Source organism: Pseudomonas sediminis (genome assembly GCF_039555755.1).
Taxonomy (GTDB): domain Bacteria; phylum Pseudomonadota; class Gammaproteobacteria; order Pseudomonadales; family Pseudomonadaceae; genus Aquipseudomonas; species Aquipseudomonas mendocina_D.
Window position 1 is genome coordinate 2,812,679 of record NZ_CP154631.1, and the last position, 22,311, is coordinate 2,834,989.

Here is a 22,311-nt window from a genome sequence, read left to right on the forward strand (position 1 = left end):
CGCAGGCTGGCCGCAAGGTATCCTCGGCGCTTTGCCGCTCTGGAGTCTGCCCTATGTCCACTGACGTCCGCGACCTGCTGCAAGGTTATTTCAACGCCCTCAATGATCGGGATATTCGCGCCTGCCTGGCACGGGTCAGTGACGAGCTGATTCTGGAGCCCAATCAGGGGTTCGCCGAGCACGGGCGCGACGCCTTCGCCGCTTTTCTCGAGCGGCAACTGCATTGCTATCGCGAGACGGTCGATGCATTGGTGATTCTGGCCGAACCACAGGGGCGGCATGCTGCCTGCGAGTACCGCGTCATTGGCGAGTACCTGGCGACCGACGATGGGCTGCCTGAGGCCTGCGGGCAGCGTTACGAGATACGGGTGGGCGCGTTCTTCGAAATCGGCGATGGGCTGATCACGCGCATCAGTCTGCACTTCAACCTGCCGGACTGGCTGGCACAGGTCGACGATTAAATCCGGCTAGGGGTATCGGCTGGAGACAGCGGGACGGACGTTCGTCCAGGTAAAAAAAGACCCGGCAAGAGCCGGGTCAATAACCGTGATTAGCCTGATGAGGAGATAATCTGAAGAGTCCGACTGAATGGTCTCTTTAGCTTATCGGCTGATCTCGCGACCAGTTGATGTAATAATAACAATTCTCATTTCATAGTCAACGCCCTTTTGAGAATTTTTCTCAGAAAGTTTCTGTCGAGCTCAGAAATGCAAAACCCCGGCGATGGCCGGGGTTGGTCGAGACCAAATGAAGGCTCAGGGCTCGCCGGGCAGGCGCAGCTGAGTCACTTCCTTGTTCAGCAGGTCGATGCGTCGGGCCATGCTCTCGATCAGGCTGTGAGCGATGCGCGGGTTACTCTGCATCAGGCTGAGGAACTGCTCCTTGGGGATCACCATGACCGTGCAAGGTTCGCTGGCGACCACCGTGGCGCTACGCTTCTCGCGCGTGAACACTGCCATGGCACCGAAGATTTCGTCCTTCTGCACGTCACCGACCTTCTGGCCGTCGACGTAGGCCTCGGCGTGGCCCTCGATGATGATGAACACGTGGTCGGCTTCATCGCCCTGGTGAATCAGTTCCTCACCGGCAGCGAAATGCTGGAAGCCAGTCGCCGGACGGATCTCCGGTTGTTTCAGGCGTGCCAGTGCGTCGGACAGCAGGGCAGTATGGCCGATCAGGTATTGAATGAACTGTTCCTGGCGCTGCTCGCTGGCATAGATGTGTTGGAACACGTCACTGCGCGAATAGGGAATCAGGCTGATGGGTTCTTCACTGCTGTAGCGGCAGGAGGGCAGATCGATGCCCTGACGCAGGCCGACCAGATCGCCCTCCTGCAGATAGAACAACGGGCGCTCGTCGACCAGCGCGTGCAACAAGCCATTCTCGATGATGAATAGCTGATTGCCAGGCAGTACCTGAGCCAGGTCATCGACACGTTCCAGGCGCAGTGGCTCACCCGCGGGTTGCAGCCCTTCCAGCAGCTGAGTGGGGATACTCTGTAGGCGGTTGATCAACTGATCGGCGTAGGCCGGTTGCTCCCCGAGTAAATACATAACCGTAATTCCTTGAACTGGCTGGGCTGGCTGACCACACGAAGGTCCCTGAAACAATAGGCTGTGCGGCTCTTCGAGTAAATCACCTTGCACTGGTGTTGTGAGCTAGCTCTTGTTGTGGCTCTGGGCTTCGTCCAGCTTGCCGTTCAGTTCGGCCTTGTGCGCCGCTGGCAGCTCACTCCAATGCACATTGAGCAGAGCACCCTCGATGGCGTAAAGCAGCACCTTGGAGGCGCGAAAGCCACGTGCCCTGACCGCACGATAGGCGCCGACAGCGCCATAGCGGCGCAAGTCGTTAGCGCTGTGAATACCTACGGCGTGCAGCCACTGCGCCGAGGTCTTGCCCAGGTTTTTCAGGTGTTGCAGTTCGTCGTTCATCGGGCCTCCATGCGTGCGAGTGAAAAGTTCACGTTGGCGTGCCTGCCAAAAAGTGTAGCGGCCAATTGCCTGAGTCTGAGTAGCGCATAGCGTGGTAAGTACGCTGCTACTTGGTGCGATAACGCAGGCGCGTGCCGAAATTCACCGACATGAGAATTTCATCGGCGGTCAGTTCGACGGGAAAGTAGGCGCCGGAGATCTGTGCGTGGGCCAGGCTGGCGCCTTCGATCCTGGCGTTACGGAAATCCAGGCCGCGCAGGTCGGCGCCGCGAAAATAGGCGTCGGTGAAGTTGATCGCGTCGGTGTCCATGTTGCGCAGGTCGAGCCCGCGAAAGTCGCCGCCGGACAGGTCGACTTCGACACCCTTGGGCTTCTGCGCATTGAAGCCCTTCACGTCGTCGTTATGCAGGAGGTGGTAGAGCGGATGATCAAGCTGGCGTGGCTGGCTCATGGCAGATACCGGTGGTGGTCTCACCGGCAGTATAGAAGCCCTGCCAGGGTTTGCCTGGCAGGCTGAGGCCATGGGTCAAGGCCGCGACGATAGTCAGATCCCTGGCAGACGCTGACGAATACGTTCGACCAGGCTGTCCAGGCTTGCACTGTCATGCGTGTCGACGCGCTTGCTGTGGCTCTGCTCTTCGTCGTCGAGCGGTTCGCGGCTGGTTTGTTGGGCCTGGATAACGTCCAGCGTCGCATCGGACGGGTCCTGGCCTTCGTTCTGGCGCTGCTCTAGCCAACTGGCGATGACGGCTTGCGGCGCATGGCAGTCGATAATCAGGAACGGCACACCAGTCTCTTCAGCGACTTCGCTGGCAGCCTGGCGTTGCGCTGACTTGAGATAGGTTGCGTCGATCACCACAGGAAAGCCTGCCAGTAGTGCCTGGCGCGCCAACTGGTGCAGGCGTTGGTAAGTCGCCTGGCTAGCGTCGGTGCTGTAGATGCCGGCGCTTAACTGGTCCTTGGCTTCGGCACTTTGCTCGCCGAACAGGCGCTTGCGCTCGATGTCGGAGCGCAGGCGAATGGTGCCCAGTGCTTCGACCAGGCGCATGGCGACATGGCTTTTACCTACAGCCGATACGCCATGGGTGATGGCCAGGAAGGGCGATGGAATGGCGCTGTAGCTCTCCGCCAGAGCGGCGTAGCCACGGTACTGGCGCAGGATCACCGCTCGCTGCACCGAGTCCTGCTCCTGACCCAGACGGAACAACGCGACTTTGCCGCGAACCATGGCGCGGTAGGCCTTGTAGAAATTCAGCAGTTGCAGGGCTGCATAGTCGCCGGTGCGCTCCAGCCAGCCGCTGATGAAGCGGCGTGCCAGGCACTTGAGGCCGCGATCTTCGAGGTCCATCGCGAGGAAGGCGATATCGGCGGTGACGTCGGTAAAACGGAAGGGTTCGTTGAATTCGATGCAGTCGAACAGCACCACGTGACCGTCGATCTGGGCGGCGTTGCCCAGGTGAATATCACCGTGGCATTCACGGATGAAACCCTGCGTCTTGCGTTCGCTCAACAGTGGTTGCAGGCGTTCGTAGCTGGACTGAGCCCAGGCCTCGAGGGCGTCGAGTTGCTGCAGGTCTGCCTGCTCGCTGAGCATCGGACGAATCTGCTCGAAATTTTGTTGCACCGGAACCATTACCGCTTCGGCAGTGCCCAGCGGATGATCCTGCGGTACCTTCGGTGCGTTCAGGTGAAAAGTGGCGATCTGCTCGGCCAGGGCGTCGATATAGGCGTCGTTCAGTTCGCCGCGGGCCTGAATGGCGCTGAGCAGTTGCTCCTGCGGAAACTGGCGCATTTTCAGCGCATATTCGATGGCTGGCGTGCCGCCATCGAGGCTGGGTGCGTCTTCACTGCCGCTGATCGGCAACACGTCCAGATACAAATCCTTGGTCAAACGCTGGTTGAGGCGCAGCTCTTCTTCGCAGAAATGACGGCGTGCATCGAGCTCGGTGAAATCGAGAAAACCGAAGTTGACCGGTTTTTTGATCTTGTAGGCATATGGGCCAGTGAGCAAAACCCAGGAAATATGGGTCTCAATGACCTGAAACACATCCACAGGGTGCGGATACAGGGCCGGGTTCTGCAATGCGGCAATCAGGGCTTGGCTCACGTTCGATCCTTGTTCTAGACGCTGTTCGAGCTGGGCATTATGGCCGCTGTGAGCTGCTCTGCAAACCATCCGGGCGGCCTGCTGGCCCCTATGTAAAGTGCGTATAATCCCGCCATGACTCGAAAACGCTCCCCCCGCTCAAACAAAAAATCCCGCTCGTCCGGCATGCGTCCCTGGCTTGCATGGGGCCTCAAGCTCGGTCTGGTTGGCCTGGTGATCCTGGCTGGCTTTGCCGTTTACCTCGATGCCGTGGTGCAGGAAAAATTCTCCGGCAAGCGCTGGACCGTGCCCGCAAAGGTTTACGCCAGACCGCTGGAGCTCTTCGTGGGCCAGAAATTGGCCAAGGATGACTTCCTGCGCGAACTCGACGCCCTGGGCTATCGCCGTGAAAGCACGGTCAATGGACCTGGCGCGGTATCGGTGGCGGGTAACAACATCGAACTTAACAGTCGCGGCTTTCAGTTCTACGAGGGCGCCGAGCCCGCACGAAAAGTCCGGGTGCGCTTCTCTGGCGATTATGTGGCCGGGCTGACCCAGGCCGATGGCAGCAATCTGGCGGTGGCGCGGCTGGAACCGATGCTGATTGGCGGGCTTTACCCGGCGCACCAGGAAGATCGCATTCTGATCAAGCTGGATCAGGTGCCGGCCTATCTGATCGATGCATTGGTGGCCGTCGAGGATCGCGACTATTTCGAACACTTCGGCGTATCGCCCAAGGGTATTGCCCGCGCGCTGTGGATCAACGCCTCCTCCGGTCGCCTGGTGCAGGGCGGCAGCACCCTGACCCAGCAGTTGGTGAAGAACTTCTACCTGACCAACGAGCGTACCCTGCTGCGTAAGGGCACCGAAGCGATGATGGCGGTGCTGCTGGAGCTGCATTACGACAAGCGCGAGATTCTCGAAGCCTATATGAACGAGGTGTTCCTCGGTCAGGACGGTCAGCGCGCCGTGCATGGCTTCGGTCTCGCCAGTCAGTACTTCTTCAGTCAGCCGGTATCCGAGCTGAAGCTGGAGCAGGTCGCGTTGCTGGTGGGCATGGTCAAAGGCCCCACCTACTTCAACCCGCGGCGCAATCCCGAGCGTGCGCTGGCGCGCCGCAACCTAGTGCTCGATCTGCTTGCCGAGCAAGGCTCGATCACCCCCGAGGAAGCCGCAGCAGCCAAACAGAAGCCGCTTGGTGTGAGCGCGCGCGGTAGCATGGCTGACAGCTCGTTCCCGGCTTTCCTCGATCTGGTCAAACGTCAACTGCGTGAAGACTATCGTGAGCAGGATCTGACCGAAGAAGGCCTGCGCATCTTCACCAGCTTCGATCCGATCCTGCAGCTCAAGGCTGAGGAGGCGCTGGCCGAGACGCTCAAGCGCCTGGCCGGACGCAAAGGCGTAGATGAAGTGCAGGCCGGTATGGTCGTGACCAACCCCGAGACCGGGGAAATTCAGGCATTGATTGGCAGCCGTCAGCCGCGGTTTGCTGGCTTCAACCGAGCGCTGGACGCCGTGCGGCCGATAGGTTCGCTGATCAAACCGGCGATCTACCTGTCGGCGCTGGAGCGTCCCAGCCAGTACACCCTGACCAGTTGGCTGGAGGATGAACCCTTCTCCATCAAGGGGCAGGACGGCCAGGTCTGGACGCCGCAGAACTATGACCGCAAGGCTCACGGCACCATCTACCTGTATCAGGGGCTGGCGCACTCCTACAACCTGTCTACGGCCAAGCTCGGCCTGGAGATCGGCGTGCCCAATGTGCTCAAGACTCTCGAGCGATTGGGCGTCGAGCGCAAGTGGCCGGCCTATCCGTCGATGCTGCTCGGTGCTGGAGCTCTGACGCCGATGGAAGTGGCGGGCATGTACCAGACCCTGGCCAACGGGGGGTTCAACACGCCGTTGCGCGGCATTCGTAGCGTATTGACCGCTGACGGTGAGCCGCTCGGGCGTTATCCATTCAAGATCCAGCAACGTTTTGATCCAGGGGCCATTTACCTGGTGCAGAACGCCATGCAGCGCACCATGCGTGAAGGCACGGGGCGTTCGGTGTACAGCCAACTGCCTAGCTCGCTGAATCTGGCGGGCAAGACCGGCACCAGTAACGACTCGCGTGACAGCTGGTTCGCTGGCTTCAGTCAGGATCTGCTGTCGGTGGTGTGGCTGGGGCGTGATGACAATGGTCCAACCCCGCTGACCGGGGCAACCGGTGCACTGCAGGTCTGGACCGGCTTCATGCGCAAGGCCGATCCGCTGCCGCTGGATATGCCGATGCCGGACAACGTCACCCAGGCTTGGGTGGATCGTCAGACGGGTCTGGGCTCGGCTTCGGGCTGCCCGAATGCGGTGCAGATGCCTTATATTCGCGGCAGTGAACCTGCCCCGGGCTCCGCTTGCGGTATCCAGGCACCCGTCGAGTCGGTGATGGATTGGGTCAAGGGTTGGTTGGAATAACGGCCGAGTCGAGTGGCTCGGTGTTACCTGAAGAGGATTGGATGTGAACAAGAAGTGGCTTGCCACGATGCTGGCAACAGCGGTTCTGAGTGGTTGCAGTACGGTGCCGCAGGGTTCGATTCCGGTGATCGATGCCGGCTCTCCGCTATCGTCGGGTGGTTCTGGTCCGTCGACCAGCCAAGCCCCCGCAGCTACGCCGCAGCGTATTGAGGAAGACTCCGGGGTTGTCGTGATGGTGCCGCAGGGTGCGGTCTCCACGCCGCTGCAGACAGACTCACAGCCGATCACCTCCAGTGGCGGCCTGACCTTTGATCCACCCGTGATCAGTCAACCTTCTGCGCCGAGCCAAGGCAGTTTTGGTTCCTCGGCACCGAGCGTGCCCAGTGGCATTCCCAGCGGCGGTGGCCTGGCGGCCGACGAGCAACTGGATGGACCGGTTCTCGCGCTGCTGACCACTGCTCAACAGCAGCAGGGCGGTGGCGATCTGAATGGTGCCGCCTCCAGCCTGGAGCGTGCCCAGCGCATCGCGCCGCGTGAGCCGCAGGTACTCTACCGCCTTGCCGAGGTACGTATGGCTCAAGGCGATGCAGCGCAGGCCGAGCAACTGGCACGTCGTGGTCTGACTCAAGCCAGTGGCCGCCCGGCACTGCAGGCCAGCCTGTGGGATCTGATTGCCCGCGCTCGCGAGGGGCAGGGTGATCCCGCTGGTGCTGCCCAGGCCCGTGAGCGCGCACGAGTCAATCTCTGATGGATGCTCGCGTGAGCGCACTGGCCGAACACTTGCTGCTGATCGAGCGTGAGTTGCGTGTATTGGGTTGGTGGCAGGAGGAGGCGCCCAGCGCCGAGGCCCTTGCCAGCCCGGAGCCGTTCTGTGTCGATACGCTGGCGTTCGAGCAATGGCTGCAGTGGATTTTTCTGCCGCGAATGAAAGTGCTACTGGAAACCGGCGCTGCCTTGCCGTCGGTGTCGGGTATTCAGGCGATGGCCGAGATGGTCTATCAGCAGCAGCCGGGCATTGCGCGCCGGCTGCTTGAATTACTCGGCGAGTTTGATCGCCTGATCACGCGCACGCCCTGAGGGTATGCGCGTAGTCCATTACTTGCAGTTTTCTGCGATGGACTTCTTCAGTTCGGTGATGCGTTCCTGGCGCTCGTTCTCGTCGATGCGGCGGACCTCGCCACCATCTTCAATCCTGACTCGTGGATTGTTTTCCAGCTGAGCCAGATTGGTGCGTGCTGTCTCGCAGTACTGCTTACGCTCGGCTTCCTGCTTCGCCACATCTTCCTTGACCTTCTTGTCGATAGCCGCCTGTTCGGGGTCGAGTTGTTCTTCGATGCTGGGCTCCGGCTCACTCGGCGCTGGGCGGGGAGGTGGGGCTGCAGTATTGATGGTCGTGGCCTGTTGGCCCTGCGGAGGTTGCGCGCCAAAGTGGGTCACGCCTTTGTCATCTACCCACTTGTACACCTGGCTGGCCATGGCGGACGTGCTCAACGCGAGCATCAAGGTGCCAGTAAGAATCATGTGGCGCATGCTGTTTCCTTTATCGAGAGCGGCGGTGCTGATGGTTACTATAACCAAAAGCGGGCAATCTTCATCCTGCGCTGCGTCACAGCAGCAGGTTGAATAATAGGTTAGCCATCGCTTGACTTGCCCTCGCCGAACCCGAACAATTCAGGCTGCCCCCGTAGTGGAGTCCGCCGCAAGCGTCCTTCAGCTCGGGGAAAAGAGGCGCTACCCGCGCCGAACCGTGACACCCGCTACGCGTTACCTCGCGCTGGGAGGGCCAGCCCCGCAAGACCATGGGCTGCTCCGTTACTCGTCAAGCTGATGTTCCGAATCCACGATCACCGTCGTGCGTGTCCGCTGACAGTAAGAACCTACTTAGGGCTACCCGTTGCGGGTGGCATTCTGGCGTTCAAGAGGTGAACAACGTGGAGCTTTTATCCGGCGCTGAAATGGTCGTCCGCTTCCTGCGTGACGAAGGCGTTAAGCATATCTATGGGTACCCTGGTGGTGCTCTCCTGCACATTTATGATGCCCTGTTCAAAGAACCGGAAGTGACTCACATCCTGGTGCGTCATGAACAGGCAGCGACCCATATGGCTGACGGCTATGCCCGCGCCACCGGCAAGGCCGGTGTGGTGCTGGTGACCTCTGGCCCTGGCGCGACCAATGCCATCACCGGTATTGCGACTGCCTACATGGATTCCATTCCGATGGTGGTGATCTCCGGCCAGGTGCCGAGCGCCATGGTCGGCACCGATGCCTTCCAGGAAACCGACATGGTCGGTATTTCCCGCCCGATCGTGAAGCACAGCTTCATCATCAAGCACCCGTCGGAAATCCCCGAGGTGCTGAAGAAGGCGTTCTATCTCGCCGAGTCCGGTCGTCCCGGTCCGGTCGTGGTCGACATTCCGAAAGACATGGGCGATCCGACCCAGAAGTTCGAATACGTCTATCCGAAGAAGGTCAAGCTGCGCTCCTACAGCCCGGCGTTACGTGGTCACTCCGGCCAGATCCGCAAGGCGGCCGAGATGCTGCTGGCCGCCAAGCGTCCGGTCATGTACTCCGGTGGTGGCGTGATCATGGGCGGTGCCTCTGCGCCGCTTACCGAGCTGGCGCAGATGCTCAACCTGCCGGTGACCAACACCCTGATGGGCCTCGGTGGCTATCCGGGTACCGACCGCCAGTTCATCGGCATGCTCGGCATGCACGGCAGCTACACCGCCAACCTGACCATGCACCATGCTGACGTGATTCTGGCCGTCGGTGCGCGCTTCGATGACCGCGTGATCAACGGTGCGGCCAAGTTCTGCCCCAACGCCAAGATCATTCACATCGACATCGATCCGGCTTCGATCTCCAAGACCATCAAGGCTGACATCCCGATCGTTGGCCCGGTGGACAGTGTGCTGAGCGAAATGGTCGCCATCCTCAAGGAAATCGGCGAAACCCCGAACAAGGACACCGTTGCCAGCTGGTGGAAGCAGATCGAAGAGTGGCGCGGTAGCGGCCGTCTGTTCCCTTACAACGAGGGCGACGGTTCGATCATCAAGCCGCAGACCGTGATCGAAACCCTGTGCGACGTGACCAAGGGCGATGCTTTCATCACCTCCGATGTGGGTCAGCACCAGATGTTCGCGGCGCAGTACTACCGCTTCAACAAGCCCAATCGCTGGATCAACTCCGGCGGCCTGGGCACCATGGGCTTCGGTTTCCCGGCCGCAATGGGCATCAAGCTGAACTTCCCGGAAGCCGATGTGGCATGCGTCACCGGTGAGGGCAGCATCCAGATGAACATCCAGGAGCTGTCGACCTGTCTGCAGTACGACCTACCGGTGAAGATCGTCAACCTGAACAACGGTGCCCTCGGCATGGTCCGCCAATGGCAGGACATGCAGTACAACAGCCGTTATTCGCACTCCTATATGGAGTCGCTGCCGGACTTCGTCAAACTGGCCGAGGCTTATGGCCACGTCGGCATGCGCATCACTTCGCTGAAGGACCTCAAGCCCAAGCTGGAGGAAGCCTTTGCCTTGAAGAATCGCCTGGTGTTCCTCGACATCGCGGTGGATTCCAGCGAGCACGTCTATCCGATGCAGATCAGAGACGGTGCGATGCGTGACATGTGGCTGAGCAAGACGGAGCGGACCTAAGATGCGACACATCATTTCCCTGCTGCTGGAAAACGAGCCGGGCGCCCTGTCGCGCGTGGTTGGTCTGTTCTCCCAGCGTAACTACAACATCGAAAGCCTCACCGTTGCGCCAACCGAGGATCCGACGCTGTCGCGCCTGACCCTCACCACCGTTGGGCAGGATGAGGTGATCGAGCAGATCACCAAGAACCTCAACAAACTGGTCGAGGTAGTCAAGCTGGTCAACCTGTCGGAAAGCGCCCACATCGAGCGCGAGCTGATGCTGGTCAAGATCAAGGCCACTGGCGCTCAGCGTGCCGAGGTCAAGCGTACTACCGACATCTTCCGCGGCCAGATCGTGGATGTGACCAGCAGCGTCTACACCGTGCAGCTGACTGGTACCAGCGACAAACTGGATAGCTTTATCCAGGCCGTTGGCACTGCATCGATCCTGGAAACTGTACGCAGTGGCGTCACCGGTATCGCGCGTGGCGACAAGGTACTGAGTATCTGATCGTCATGGTGAAGAAAGCCCCGCCTGGTGCGGTAATGCTGTTCACTTAAGCATTTGAGCCCCAGCGGGGCTTCCCCGAAAATCCGATGCTAGGTTCTGGCATCGGATTTTTTATGTCTCTCCAACAGCAACTGCTCGATTTGGGCGAACTGTTCAACTTCTCCGATCTGAGCACCTTCACCCAAAACATCCCCATCGAGTGGGTGGCGTCCGCGCTAGACCTATCCGCCCAGGCCACCATCCGGCGGCGGCGTTTGCCGAACGATCAGGTACTCTGGCTGGTGCTGGGCATGGCCCTGTTTCGCGACGTGCCAGTCCATGAGGTCGCCCGGCGCCTGAACATCTGCGCCCAGGGCCTGGCCTCTCTCGATCTGCCGGCCAGAAGCGGTATCACCGAGGCCCGCAAACGACTGGGTGCTGACCCGGTTGAGTGGCTGTTTCGCCAGACAGGCAACCACTGGGGCTGCGAACGCTATGAGGACGATACCTGGCAGGGCCTGCAAGTGTTCGCCGTCGATGGTGCGCTCCTGCGCACTCCGGACACCCCCGCACTTAGAGAGCATTTCGGCTCCGGCAATACCTCCACTGAGCGCCAGACGCCGTTTCCCATGCTGCGATTGGTGGCCCTTATGAACGTGCGTTTTCACTTGATTTTGGATGCCCAGCTGAGCCCCTATCGGCGCAGTGAAATGCGCCTGGCCGATGAATTTGTTCAGCAGATTCCCCAGCATTCGGTGACGCTTTTAGACAAGGGCTTCTGGAGTGCCGATCTGCTCCTGAAGCTGGCCACGGCTGGGGAGAGCCGGCACTGGCTGATTCCGGCCCGCCAGGGCTTGGTCAGCTAGGAAGTCGCTCGCTACGGCAGGCTGATCGCCTGCTGCGCATGGAAGTGTCGCCGCAGGCACGAAAGCGCAACCCCAACCTCCCAACGCACTGGGACGTGCGCGATGTCAGCTACGAGAACAAGGGCAAGATCAAAACCGTACTCACCTCGCTGCCCGTGGATACTTACAGCGCCAAAGCCATCACCCAGCTGTATCAGGAACGCTGGGAAATCGAATTGGGTTTCCGGGATATCAAAAGCTCCCTACAACAGAATGCAATGACCCTGCGTAGCAAGGTAAAGGAGCTGATCTACCAAGAGGTTTGGGGATTGTTGCTGGCCTACAACATCATTCGTCGTGAAGCCAGTCAGGCAGCCGTTGCCTTTGGCCGCTCCCCAAGCGACATCCGCTTCAAGCCGGTGGCCCACTACATAGCCGTGCAATTGATCGTGATGGCAGTGACCAACCCGATTTCAGCCACAGAACGACGCTCATCAGCGTTGAGGACAGTGGTCGGCGGGCTGTTTCTGGATCACCGCCCAAGGCCATTAAGACCAAGGACGGTGAGGATTTCAAAGACCCGCTACCCAGTGGATCGCAAGGCTGCTCCGCTTAAGTGAACAGCATTACCGCCTGGTCCGGGGCTTTTTATTGCCCGAAATTCAGCGTTGGCGATTCCAGAAAGCGGCGATCAGCGGGTCCTTGAGGCGTTTTTCCAGCGCGAACAGACCAATGTCATAAGCGGTTAGCGGTGGCTGGATGTCGTAGATGCGAATGCGTGCGGTCAGTGGGCTGTTGTCCAGTACGATCTGCGGCACCACCCCGATACCGAAGCCCAGGCTGACCATGCTGACGATCGCTTCGTTGCCGCTGACCTGGGCATAGATGCGCGGCTTGATGTTGTGGCTTTTCAACCAGCGATCGGTGCGTGTCCGTGCCAGGCCCTCTTCCGAAAGAATCATCGGCACATCTTTCCAATTCTCCGCCGTTGGATGCCTCAGTTGTTCCTCGTTCAGCAGTTGGGGCGCTTGGGGGCCGATAAAGCGCAAGTCAGAGCGGGTGATCGACTGAAACTTGACCCCGGCCGGCAGACTGTCGGGTAGGGCGCCGATGGCCAGGTCTTCCAGCCCTTGTTGCACGCGCTCGACTGCTTTCGCTGGATCGCCGGTGTGCAGTTTCATTTCGATGCGCGGGTAGTCCTGGCGAAAGCTGCTGAGGATGTCGTAGAGGAAGCTGTAGCTCGCGGTGACCGAGCAGTACAGCGACAGCTCGCCGTGCAGGTTCAACTGGTCCTGCATGAAGGTCTGGCGAATCGCCTGCCAGCCATTGATGACCTCGCTCGCGTACTCGCGAAACTGCTGGCCCTCGCGGGTCAGGCGGACTGAACGGTTGTCGCGAACGAACAGCGCAGCGCCGACTTCGTCCTCTAGCTGCTTGATGCTGCGGCTGAGCGCAGAAGGGCTGACATGCTGCTCGCGGCTGGTTCGACCGAAGTGCAGGTTGTCAGCCAGGGAGAGAAAAAGCCTGAGGGAGTGACTGTCCATTTATATTTCATAAATCAGCATGTGGTGTTGCAAATATATCATTTTACGCAATGGTGAGGATCACTTAAGGTAGCTCTGTCGCGGTGCTGAGCACCCCATCCCTTTCGATACATAAGAGCCAAGAACATGAAAGTTTATTACGACAAAGACTGTGACCTCTCGATCATCCAGGGCAAGAAAGTTGCCATCATCGGCTACGGCTCCCAGGGCCACGCTCAGGCGTGCAACCTGAAAGACTCCGGCGTCGACGTCACCGTCGGTCTGCGTAAAGGCTCCGCTACCGTTGCCAAGGCTGAAGCCCATGGCCTGAAAGTCGCTGACGTGGCTTCCGCCGTCGCCGCTGCCGACCTGGTCATGATCCTGACCCCGGACGAATTCCAAGGCCAGCTGTACAAGAACGAGATCGAGCCAAACATCAAGAAGGGCGCCACCCTGGCCTTCTCCCACGGCTTCGCCATCCACTACAACCAGGTCGTACCGCGTGCCGATCTCGACGTGATCATGATCGCGCCGAAGGCTCCGGGCCACACCGTTCGCACCGAATTCGTCAAAGGCGGCGGCATCCCTGACCTGATCGCTGTTTACCAGGACGCTTCCGGCAATGCCAAGAACGTTGCCCTGTCCTACGCCTCGGGCGTTGGCGGCGGCCGTACCGGCATCATCGAAACCACCTTCAAGGACGAGACCGAAACCGACCTGTTCGGTGAGCAGGCCGTTCTCTGCGGCGGTACCGTCGAACTGGTCAAAGCCGGTTTCGAAACCCTGGTCGAAGCTGGCTACGCGCCGGAAATGGCCTACTTCGAGTGCCTGCACGAACTGAAGCTGATCGTCGATCTCATGTACGAAGGCGGCATCGCCAACATGAACTACTCGATCTCCAACAACGCCGAGTACGGCGAGTACGTCACCGGCCCGGAAGTGATCAACGCCGAATCCCGCCAGGCCATGCGCAACGCTCTGAAGCGCATCCAGGACGGCGAGTACGCCAAGATGTTCATCAGCGAAGGCGCCACTGGCTACCCGTCGATGACCGCCAAGCGTCGTAACAACGCCGCTCACGGTATCGAAGTCATCGGTGAGCAACTGCGTTCGATGATGCCGTGGATCGCTGCCAACAAGATCGTCGACAAGGCCAAGAACTAAGGTCTGCGATGTACGAAAGAACGCGGCTTTATGCCGCGTTTTTTCATTATTGGGCAGTGCTTCTGGTATAAAGCCTGGGCGTCGGAGTCTGCTGCAAGCGCTGCCGACCATTCTTCAAACCCGTTGCAAGGTGCTGTTCATGAGTGAAGGTCCCGAGGATCAAAAGCCGGCTGGCGACAATCTGGAAAGCCTGCTGCCGATCGACGAGCACATAGAGGAAGGGCAGGACGCTGAAGGACGCAAGGTGCGTCATCGAGGCATTTACCTGCTGCCCAATCTGTTCACCACGGCAAACCTGTTCGCCGGTTTCTACTCCATCATCAACGCAATGAACGGCAACTTCTATGTGGCTGCCGCCGCGGTGTTCGTCGCCATGGTGCTCGATGGTCTGGACGGCCGCGTGGCGCGTTTGACCAATACGCAAAGTGCATTCGGCGCCGAGTACGACTCGCTTTCCGATATGGTGGCCTTCGGCGTTGCGCCAGCTCTGCTCGCATTCGAATGGGCGCTGGGTAGCATGGGCAAAGTAGGCTGGATGGTCGCCTTCATCTATGTTGCTGGCGCAGCCTTGCGGCTGGCGCGCTTCAATACGCAGATCGGCAGCGTCGACAAACGTTACTTCATCGGTCTGGCCAGTCCGGCTGCGGCGGGTGTGGTTGCCGGTACGGTGTGGGCGTTCAGCGATTTCGGTATCAAGGGCTCGAACATGTCCTTTGCCGTGGCGCTGCTGGTCGCTGCTGCAGGGTGCCTGATGGTCAGCAACATCAAGTACTACAGCTTCAAGGACCTGGACCTGAAAGGGCGCGTACCTTTCGTGGCCATTCTGGCCGTGGTGCTGGTGTTCGCCGTGGTGTTCAGCGATCCGCCCCGTATCCTGCTGCTTATCTTCCTCGCTTACGCAGCCTCCGGTCCGATTCAGTACCTGCTGCAATTGCGTCGTCGTAAATCTGCCTGACGCTGTAATTTCTCCAGCACTCCGTGGTCTACAGTTCGTTTCTCGAACTGTAGTCGCGGAGTCGCCATGCTCATCCGAGTACCTCCCTCTTCTCGGGCTCTTGAGTCCGAAGTCACCCCGGAATCCGTTTACCTTTCCCGTCGCAAGCTGATGCAGGGCTCGCTGGCGCTGGCTGCGATGGCGGCTATGCCCGGTTGGGCCAGTGCCGAAGCTCAAGGGCGCTACAGCGATGTCGAGCCCGCCAAGGCGCCTGGCTGGTTCGAAGAGAAACTGGCGGCCACGCGCTGGCAAGCGATTACGGCTGAAGGTGAAAGCATCACGCCGTTCAAGGACGCGACGCACTACAACAACTTCTATGAGTTCGGCACAGGTAAGGGCGATCCGGCGGCCAATGCCGGCAAGCTGCAGGTCGAGCCCTGGACAGTGATGGTCGATGGCAAGGTGGGCAAGCCGGGGCGCTATGCCATCGAGGATCTGGTCAAACCGTATGCGTTCGAAGAGCGCCTCTATCGACTCCGCTGTGTCGAGGCCTGGTCCATGGTCATTCCCTGGTTGGGCTTTCCTTTGGCCGAACTGCTCAAGCAGGTCGAGCCCACCTCATCGGCTCGTTATGTGCGTTTCGAGACGCTGATTGATCTTGAGCGCATGCCGGGCCAGCGCTCGGGGTTCTCTCTGATCGATTGGCCTTATGTGGAAGGCTTACGTCTGGACGAGGCCATGCATCCGTTGGCCTTTATGGCTGTCGGCATGTACGGCCGAGTGCTGCCGAACCAGAACGGCGCTCCCTTGCGTCTGGTGGTGCCCTGGAAATATGGTTTCAAAAGCATCAAATCCATCGTACGCATCAGCCTGGTGAGCGAGGCGCCTAAAACTACCTGGGAGCGCATTGCGCCGAACGAGTACGGCTTCTATGCCAACGTCAACCCGCAGGTGGATCATCCGCGCTGGTCTCAAGCAACCGAGCGGCGTCTGCCTAGCAGGTTGTTCAGCCCCAATGTGATCGATACACGGATGTTCAATGGCTATGAGGAGGTCGCTGACCTCTACGCGGGAATGGATCTGTCGAGGTACTACTGATGCGCTACAGGCTCTGGCGCGTCAGCGTATTCCTGGCTGCATTGGTACCGCCGCTGTATTGGCTGTACTGCGCCGTCTTCAATTTGCTGGGGCCTGACCCCGGTAAGGTGCTGGTGGATAATCTGGGGCTCGGTGCTCTGATCCTTCTGTTGATCACCTTGGCAATGACACCGCTGCAGCAGTTGACCCGCTGGAGCGGTTGGATCGCCGTGCGCCGACAGTTAGGTCTATGGTGCTTTGCCTACGTAACGCTGCACCTGTCCGGCTACATGCTGTTTATCGCCGGGTTGCGTCTGGATCTAGTGCTTCGCGATCTTTCCGAGCGTCCTTACATCATCGTTGGGGCGCTGGCGTTCTTTGGCTTGCTGGCATTGGCTGTTACCTCGAATCGTTTCAGCGTCAGAAGACTGGGGCGCAAGTGGAAGGCTCTGCACCGTCTGGTCTACGTCATCCTGTTACTGGCCTTGCTGCATATGCTCTGGGTGGTGCGTGCGGATCTGGGTGAGTGGCTCGCTTATGCGCTCATCGGTGGGGCGCTGCTGCTACTGCGTGTTTCTGCAGTGGCAAGTGGGTTGCAGCGAGCTGGCGTCCTTTGGCGAGAAAATCCGAAGAAAGTTGAAATATAAGCTTGACGCGCATTCTGCTGGATGTAGAATGCGCGCCACTTCAGCGATGAAGCGCTTCAAAAACTTCTTGTTAATCAATAAGTTAAGTTAAATGAAGGGCTTGCAAAACTGGATCTGGCGTGTAGAATACGCGCCGGTCGACAGGGTGGTGGTAAGGCTCTGTTGGTGGTTCGGTCGAATGGATCGAAGGCGGTAGAAAAGAGGTGTTGACAGCGGTTTTGAACGCTGTAGAATGCGCCTCCCGCTGGAGAGAAGAAGTTCAGATCGAAGGCGCAAGTGGTTGAGTAGAAAGAAGTTTCTCCGGAAACAAATTCGAAAAACAGCTTGACAGATAGAGAGGCTGCTGTAGAATGCGCGCCTCGGTTGAGACGAAAGGCTTAACCAGCTGTTCTTTAACAACTGAATCAAGCAATTCGTGTGGGTGCTTGTGAGGTAAGACTGATAGTCAACTGATTATCAGCATCACAAAGCAACACTCGTTAATTCGAGAGTTACCTTTCATTAATTTGAAAGTTTTGCGATTGCTGAGCCAAGTTTAGGGTTTTCTCAAAACCCAAGCAGTATTGAACTGAAGAGTTTGATCATGGCTCAGATTGAACGCTGGCGGCAGGCCTAACACATGCAAGTCGAGCGGATGAGAGGAGCTTGCTCCTTGATTTAGCGGCGGACGGGTGAGTAATGCCTAGGAATCTGCCTGGTAGTGGGGGATAACGTCCGGAAACGGGCGCTAATACCGCATACGTCCTACGGGAGAAAGCAGGGGACCTTCGGGCCTTGCGCTATCAGATGAGCCTAGGTCGGATTAGCTAGTTGGTGAGGTAATGGCTCACCAAGGCGACGATCCGTAACTGGTCTGAGAGGATGATCAGTCACACTGGAACTGAGACACGGTCCAGACTCCTACGGGAGGCAGCAGTGGGGAATATTGGACAATGGGCGAAAGCCTGATCCAGCCATGCCGCGTGTGTGAAGAAGGTCTTCGGATTGTAAAGCACTTTAAGTTGGGAGGAAGGGCAGTAAGTTAATACCTTGCTGTTTTGACGTTACCGACAGAATAAGCACCGGCTAACTTCGTGCCAGCAGCCGCGGTAATACGAAGGGTGCAAGCGTTAATCGGAATTACTGGGCGTAAAGCGCGCGTAGGTGGTTCGTTAAGTTGGATGTGAAAGCCCCGGGCTCAACCTGGGAACTGCATCCAAAACTGGCGAGCTAGAGTACGGTAGAGGGTGGTGGAATTTCCTGTGTAGCGGTGAAATGCGTAGATATAGGAAGGAACACCAGTGGCGAAGGCGACCACCTGGACTGATACTGACACTGAGGTGCGAAAGCGTGGGGAGCAAACAGGATTAGATACCCTGGTAGTCCACGCCGTAAACGATGTCAACTAGCCGTTGGGTTCCTTGAGAACTTAGTGGCGCAGCTAACGCATTAAGTTGACCGCCTGGGGAGTACGGCCGCAAGGTTAAAACTCAAATGAATTGACGGGGGCCCGCACAAGCGGTGGAGCATGTGGTTTAATTCGAAGCAACGCGAAGAACCTTACCTGGCCTTGACATGCTGAGAACTTTCCAGAGATGGATTGGTGCCTTCGGGAACTCAGACACAGGTGCTGCATGGCTGTCGTCAGCTCGTGTCGTGAGATGTTGGGTTAAGTCCCGTAACGAGCGCAACCCTTGTCCTTAGTTACCAGCACGTTATGGTGGGCACTCTAAGGAGACTGCCGGTGACAAACCGGAGGAAGGTGGGGATGACGTCAAGTCATCATGGCCCTTACGGCCAGGGCTACACACGTGCTACAATGGTCGGTACAAAGGGTTGCCAAGCCGCGAGGTGGAGCTAATCCCATAAAACCGATCGTAGTCCGGATCGCAGTCTGCAACTCGACTGCGTGAAGTCGGAATCGCTAGTAATCGTGAATCAGAATGTCACGGTGAATACGTTCCCGGGCCTTGTACACACCGCCCGTCACACCATGGGAGTGGGTTGCTCCAGAAGTAGCTAGTCTAACCTTCGGGGGGACGGTTACCACGGAGTGATTCATGACTGGGGTGAAGTCGTAACAAGGTAGCCGTAGGGGAACCTGCGGCTGGATCACCTCCTTAATCGAAGACATCAGCTTCTTCATAAGTTCCCACACGAATTGCTTGATTCATAGTCGAAGACGATGCTGTAACGCGACCCTGTTATAGGTCTGTAGCTCAGTTGGTTAGAGCGCACCCCTGATAAGGGTGAGGTCGGCAGTTCAAATCTGCCCAGACCTACCAATTGCTTGGTGCAGAAGAATACGGGGCCATAGCTCAGCTGGGAGAGCGCCTGCCTTGCACGCAGGAGGTCAGCGGTTCGATCCCGCTTGGCTCCACCACTCTCTACGCGGTTACGGTGAGAAGAGAAAGAGTTCAGAAATGAGCGCTTCAGGGTAGACCTGGCGAGTGCTGATTTCTGGTCTTTTGACCGGTACGAATATCGTTCTTTAAAAATTTGGATATGTGATAGAAGTGACTGATTAATTGCTTTCACTGGCAATTGATCTGGTCAAGGTAAAATTTGTAGTTCTCAAGACGCAAATTTTCGGCGAATGTCGTCTTCACGATTGAGACAGTAACCAGATTGCTTGGGGTTATATGGTCAAGTGAAGAAGCGCATACGGTGGATGCCTTGGCAGTCAGAGGCGATGAAAGACGTGGTAGCCTGCGAAAAGCTTTGGGGAGTCGGCAAACAGACTGTGATCCAGAGATCTCTGAATGGGGGAACCCACCCGGCATAAGCCGGGTATCTTGTACTGAATCCATAGGTGCAAGAGGCGAACCAGGGGAACTGAAACATCTAAGTACCCTGAGGAAAAGAAATCAACCGAGATTCCCTAAGTAGTGGCGAGCGAACGGGGACTAGCCCTTAAGTTGATTTGAGTGTAGTGGAAGGCTCTGGAAAGTGCCGCCGTAGTGGGTGATAGCCCCGTACACGAAACGCTCTTATCAACGAAATCGAGTAGGACGGGGCACGAGAAACCTTGTCTGAACATGGGGGGACCATCCTCCAAGGCTAAATACTACTGACTGACCGATAGTGAACCAGTACCGTGAGGGAAAGGCGAAAAGAACCCCGGAGAGGGGAGTGAAATAGAACCTGAAACCGTATGCGTACAAGCAGTGGGAGCCTACTTTGTTGGGTGACTGCGTACCTTTTGTATAATGGGTCAGCGACTTATATTCAGTGGCGAGCTTAACCGAATAGGGGAGGCGTAGCGAAAGCGAGTCTTAATAGGGCGCTTTAGTCGCTGGGTATAGACCCGAAACCGGGCGATCTATCCATGGGCAGGTTGAAGGTTAGGTAACACTGACTGGAGGACCGAACCGACTACCGTTGAAAAGTTAGCGGATGACCTGTGGATCGGAGTGAAAGGCTAATCAAGCTCGGAGATAGCTGGTTCTCCTCGAAAGCTATTTAGGTAGCGCCTCGTGTATCACTGCTGGGGGTAGAGCACTGTTTCGGCTAGGGGGTCATCCCGACTTACCAAACCGATGCAAACTCCGAATACCAGCAAGTGTCAGCACGGGAGACACACGGCGGGTGCTAACGTCCGTCGTGAAAAGGGAAACAACCCAGACCGTCAGCTAAGGTCCCAAAGTTATGGTTAAGTGGGAAACGATGTGGGAAGGCTTAGACAGCTAGGAGGTTGGCTTAGAAGCAGCCATCCTTTAAAGAAAGCGTAATAGCTCACTAGTCGAGTCGGCCTGCGCGGAAGATGTAACGGGGCTCAAACCATACACCGAAGCTACGGGTTCATCCTTTGGATGAGCGGTAGAGGAGCGTTCTGTAAGCCTGTGAAGGTGAGTTGAGAAGCTTGCTGGAGGTATCAGAAGTGCGAATGCTGACATGAGTAACGACAATGCGAGTGAAAAACTCGCACGCCGAAAGACCAAGGTTTCCTGCGCAACGTTAATCGACGCAGGGTTAGTCGGCCCCTAAGGCGAGGCAGAAATGCGTAGTCGATGGGAAACGGGTTAATATTCCCGTACTTCTAGTTACTGCGATGGAGGGACGGAGAAGGCTAGGCCAGCACGGCGTTGGTTGTCCGTGTTTAAGGTGGTAGGCTGAGATCTTAGGTAAATCCGGGATCTTAAGGCCGAGAACTGATGACGAGCGTTCTTTTAGAATGCGAAGTGGTTGATGCCATGCTTCCAGGAAAAGCTTCTAAGCTTCAGGTAACTAGGAACCGTACCCCAAACCGACACAGGTGGTTAGGTAGAGAATACCAAGGCGCTTGAGAGAACTCGGGTGAAGGAACTAGGCAAAATGGCACCGTAACTTCGGGAGAAGGTGCGCCGGTGAGGGTGAAGTATTTACTACGTAAGCCCATGCCGGTCGAAGATACCAGGCCGCTGCGACTGTTTATTAAAAACACAGCACTCTGCAAACACGAAAGTGGACGTATAGGGTGTGACGCCTGCCCGGTGCCGGAAGGTTAATTGATGGGGTTAGCGCAAGCGAAGCTCTTGATCGAAGCCCCGGTAAACGGCGGCCGTAACTATAACGGTCCTAAGGTAGCGAAATTCCTTGTCGGGTAAGTTCCGACCTGCACGAATGGCGTAACGATGGCGGCGCTGTCTCCACCCGAGACTCAGTGAAATTGAAATCGCTGTGAAGATGCAGTGTATCCGCGGCTAGACGGAAAGACCCCGTGAACCTTTACTATAGCTTTGCACTGGACTTTGAGCTTGCTTGTGTAGGATAGGTGGGAGGCTTTGAAGTGGGGACGCCAGTTCTCATGGAGCCATCCTTGAAATACCACCCTGGCAACCTTGAGGTTCTAACTCTGGTCCGTTATCCGGATCGAGGACAGTGTATGGTGGGTAGTTTGACTGGGGCGGTCTCCTCCCAAAGAGTAACGGAGGAGTACGAAGGTGCGCTCAGACCGGTCGGAAATCGGTCGTAGAGTATAAAGGCAAAAGCGCGCTTGACTGCGAGACAGACACGTCGAGCAGGTACGAAAGTAGGTCTTAGTGATCCGGTGGTTCTGTATGGAAGGGCCATCGCTCAACGGATAAAAGGTACTCCGGGGATAACAGGCTGATACCGCCCAAGAGTTCATATCGACGGCGGTGTTTGGCACCTCGATGTCGGCTCATCACATCCTGGGGCTGAAGCCGGTCCCAAGGGTATGGCTGTTCGCCATTTAAAGTGGTACGCGAGCTGGGTTTAGAACGTCGTGAGACAGTTCGGTCCCTATCTGCCGTGGACGTTTGAGATTTGAGAGGGGCTGACCTTAGTACGAGAGGACCGGGTTGGACGAACCTCTGGTGTTCCGGTTGTCACGCCAGTGGCATTGCCGGGTAGCTATGTTCGGAAAAGATAACCGCTGAAAGCATCTAAGCGGGAAACTTGCCTCAAGATGAGATCTCACTGGAGCCTTGAGCTCCCTAAAGGGCCGTCGAAGACTACGACGTTGATAGGTTGGGTGTGTAAGCGCTGTGAGGCGTTGAGCTAACCAATACTAATTGCCCGTGAGGCTTGACCATATAACA

Annotated in this window: 16 protein-coding genes, 2 tRNA genes, 2 rRNA genes and 1 pseudogene; 15 read left to right on the plus strand and 6 right to left on the minus strand. The window is 57.7% G+C overall.

Annotation, left to right across the window (positions count from 1 at the left end):
- Window positions 1-53: 53 nt before the first annotated feature.
- A complete protein-coding gene (locus AAEQ75_RS13255) occupies window positions 54-461 on the plus strand; it encodes a nuclear transport factor 2 family protein (protein ID WP_143506254.1) in 408 nt (135 codons plus the stop codon).
- Window positions 462-755: 294 nt separating this feature from the next.
- On the opposite strand, the gene AAEQ75_RS13260 is transcribed toward AAEQ75_RS13255, so the two are convergent.
- The 4 genes from AAEQ75_RS13260 to AAEQ75_RS13275 form a co-directional block, all read right to left on the minus strand.
- Window positions 756-1,553, minus strand: coding sequence for a cyclic nucleotide-binding domain-containing protein (locus AAEQ75_RS13260; protein WP_106735415.1), 798 nt, complete (start codon window positions 1,551-1,553; stop codon window positions 756-758).
- A 105-nt stretch (window positions 1,554-1,658) separates the two neighbouring features.
- The gene (locus AAEQ75_RS13265; protein ID WP_343349270.1) at window positions 1,659-1,931 is read right to left on the minus strand and encodes a TfoX/Sxy family protein; all 273 of its coding nucleotides are present in this window, start codon (window positions 1,929-1,931) and stop codon (window positions 1,659-1,661) included.
- Between the two features lie 106 nt (window positions 1,932-2,037).
- The gene (locus tag AAEQ75_RS13270) at window positions 2,038-2,382 is read right to left on the minus strand and encodes a pentapeptide repeat-containing protein (RefSeq protein ID WP_343349271.1); all 345 of its coding nucleotides are present in this window, start codon (window positions 2,380-2,382) and stop codon (window positions 2,038-2,040) included.
- Between the two features lie 93 nt (window positions 2,383-2,475).
- Window positions 2,476-4,038 (minus strand): AAA family ATPase, encoded by a 1,563-nt coding sequence (locus AAEQ75_RS13275; RefSeq protein WP_343349272.1) that lies wholly within the window; start codon window positions 4,036-4,038, stop codon window positions 2,476-2,478.
- Window positions 4,039-4,152: 114 nt separating this feature from the next.
- On the opposite strand from AAEQ75_RS13275, the gene mrcB reads away from it, so the two are divergent.
- The 3 genes from mrcB (at window position 4,153) to AAEQ75_RS13290 (ending at window position 7,548) form a co-directional block, all read left to right on the plus strand.
- Complete coding sequence (gene mrcB, locus AAEQ75_RS13280) at window positions 4,153-6,471, plus strand: penicillin-binding protein 1B (protein ID WP_125880285.1); 2,319 nt, start codon at window positions 4,153-4,155, stop codon at window positions 6,469-6,471.
- Window positions 6,472-6,538: 67 nt separating this feature from the next.
- Entirely contained in the window at window positions 6,539-7,219 is a 681-nt protein-coding gene (locus tag AAEQ75_RS13285; protein ID WP_430523465.1) for a tetratricopeptide repeat protein, read from the plus strand.
- A complete protein-coding gene (locus tag AAEQ75_RS13290; protein WP_343349274.1) occupies window positions 7,219-7,548 on the plus strand; it encodes a YqcC family protein in 330 nt (109 codons plus the stop codon). Before AAEQ75_RS13285 ends, AAEQ75_RS13290 begins: the two co-directional genes overlap by 1 nt.
- Window positions 7,549-7,566: 18 nt before the next feature.
- Here AAEQ75_RS13290 and AAEQ75_RS13295 read toward each other — a convergent pair whose 3' ends face one another.
- Entirely contained in the window at window positions 7,567-8,001 is a 435-nt protein-coding gene (locus AAEQ75_RS13295) for a DUF4124 domain-containing protein (RefSeq protein WP_179574389.1), read from the minus strand.
- 401 nt (window positions 8,002-8,402) lie between these two features.
- Here AAEQ75_RS13295 and AAEQ75_RS13300 point away from each other — a divergent pair, with 401 nt between their 5' ends.
- The 3 genes and pseudogenes from AAEQ75_RS13300 to AAEQ75_RS13310 all read left to right on the plus strand — a co-directional run bounded on the left by AAEQ75_RS13300 (window position 8,403) and on the right by AAEQ75_RS13310 (window position 12,064).
- Entirely contained in the window at window positions 8,403-10,127 is a 1,725-nt protein-coding gene (locus AAEQ75_RS13300; RefSeq protein WP_179574388.1) for an acetolactate synthase 3 large subunit, read from the plus strand.
- 1 nt (window position 10,128) lies between these two features.
- Complete coding sequence (gene ilvN, locus AAEQ75_RS13305) at window positions 10,129-10,620, plus strand: acetolactate synthase small subunit (protein WP_003462832.1); 492 nt, start codon at window positions 10,129-10,131, stop codon at window positions 10,618-10,620.
- A 113-nt stretch (window positions 10,621-10,733) separates the two neighbouring features.
- Window positions 10,734-12,064 (plus strand): annotated as a pseudogene (locus AAEQ75_RS13310) (IS4 family transposase).
- 42 nt (window positions 12,065-12,106) lie between these two features.
- On the opposite strand, the gene ilvY reads toward AAEQ75_RS13310, so the two are convergent.
- Window positions 12,107-12,988: an HTH-type transcriptional activator IlvY gene (gene ilvY / locus AAEQ75_RS13315; RefSeq protein ID WP_179544118.1), complete on the minus strand. Its 882-nt coding sequence runs from the start codon at window positions 12,986-12,988 to the stop codon at window positions 12,107-12,109.
- A gap of 126 nt (window positions 12,989-13,114) precedes the next feature.
- On the opposite strand from ilvY, the gene ilvC reads away from it, so the two are divergent.
- The 8 genes from ilvC to AAEQ75_RS13355 all read left to right on the plus strand — a co-directional run bounded on the left by ilvC (window position 13,115) and on the right by AAEQ75_RS13355 (window position 22,305).
- Window positions 13,115-14,131, plus strand: coding sequence for a ketol-acid reductoisomerase (ilvC, locus tag AAEQ75_RS13320; RefSeq protein ID WP_037001483.1), 1,017 nt, complete (start codon window positions 13,115-13,117; stop codon window positions 14,129-14,131).
- A gap of 139 nt (window positions 14,132-14,270) precedes the next feature.
- Window positions 14,271-15,086 (plus strand): CDP-diacylglycerol--serine O-phosphatidyltransferase, encoded by an 816-nt coding sequence (pssA, locus tag AAEQ75_RS13325; protein ID WP_026088416.1) that lies wholly within the window; start codon window positions 14,271-14,273, stop codon window positions 15,084-15,086.
- A gap of 66 nt (window positions 15,087-15,152) precedes the next feature.
- On the plus strand, window positions 15,153-16,163 hold the full coding sequence (msrP, locus tag AAEQ75_RS13330) for a protein-methionine-sulfoxide reductase catalytic subunit MsrP (protein ID WP_343349275.1): 1,011 nt from the start codon (window positions 15,153-15,155) through the stop codon (window positions 16,161-16,163).
- On the plus strand, window positions 16,163-16,789 hold the full coding sequence (gene msrQ, locus AAEQ75_RS13335) for a protein-methionine-sulfoxide reductase heme-binding subunit MsrQ (protein WP_343349276.1): 627 nt from the start codon (window positions 16,163-16,165) through the stop codon (window positions 16,787-16,789). Before msrP ends, msrQ begins: the two co-directional genes overlap by 1 nt.
- Before the next feature lie 565 nt (window positions 16,790-17,354).
- Window positions 17,355-18,891: ribosomal RNA gene (locus AAEQ75_RS13340) — 16S ribosomal RNA — on the plus strand.
- Window positions 18,892-18,976: 85 nt separating this feature from the next.
- Window positions 18,977-19,053: transfer RNA gene (locus tag AAEQ75_RS13345), tRNA-Ile, on the plus strand.
- Between the two features lie 22 nt (window positions 19,054-19,075).
- Window positions 19,076-19,151 (plus strand) — tRNA-Ala (locus AAEQ75_RS13350).
- Window positions 19,152-19,412: 261 nt separating this feature from the next.
- A 23S ribosomal RNA gene (locus tag AAEQ75_RS13355) occupies window positions 19,413-22,305 on the plus strand.
- Together the 16S and 23S rRNA genes with 2 tRNA genes alongside form the textbook arrangement of a ribosomal RNA operon.
- Window positions 22,306-22,311: the final 6 nt, after the last annotated feature.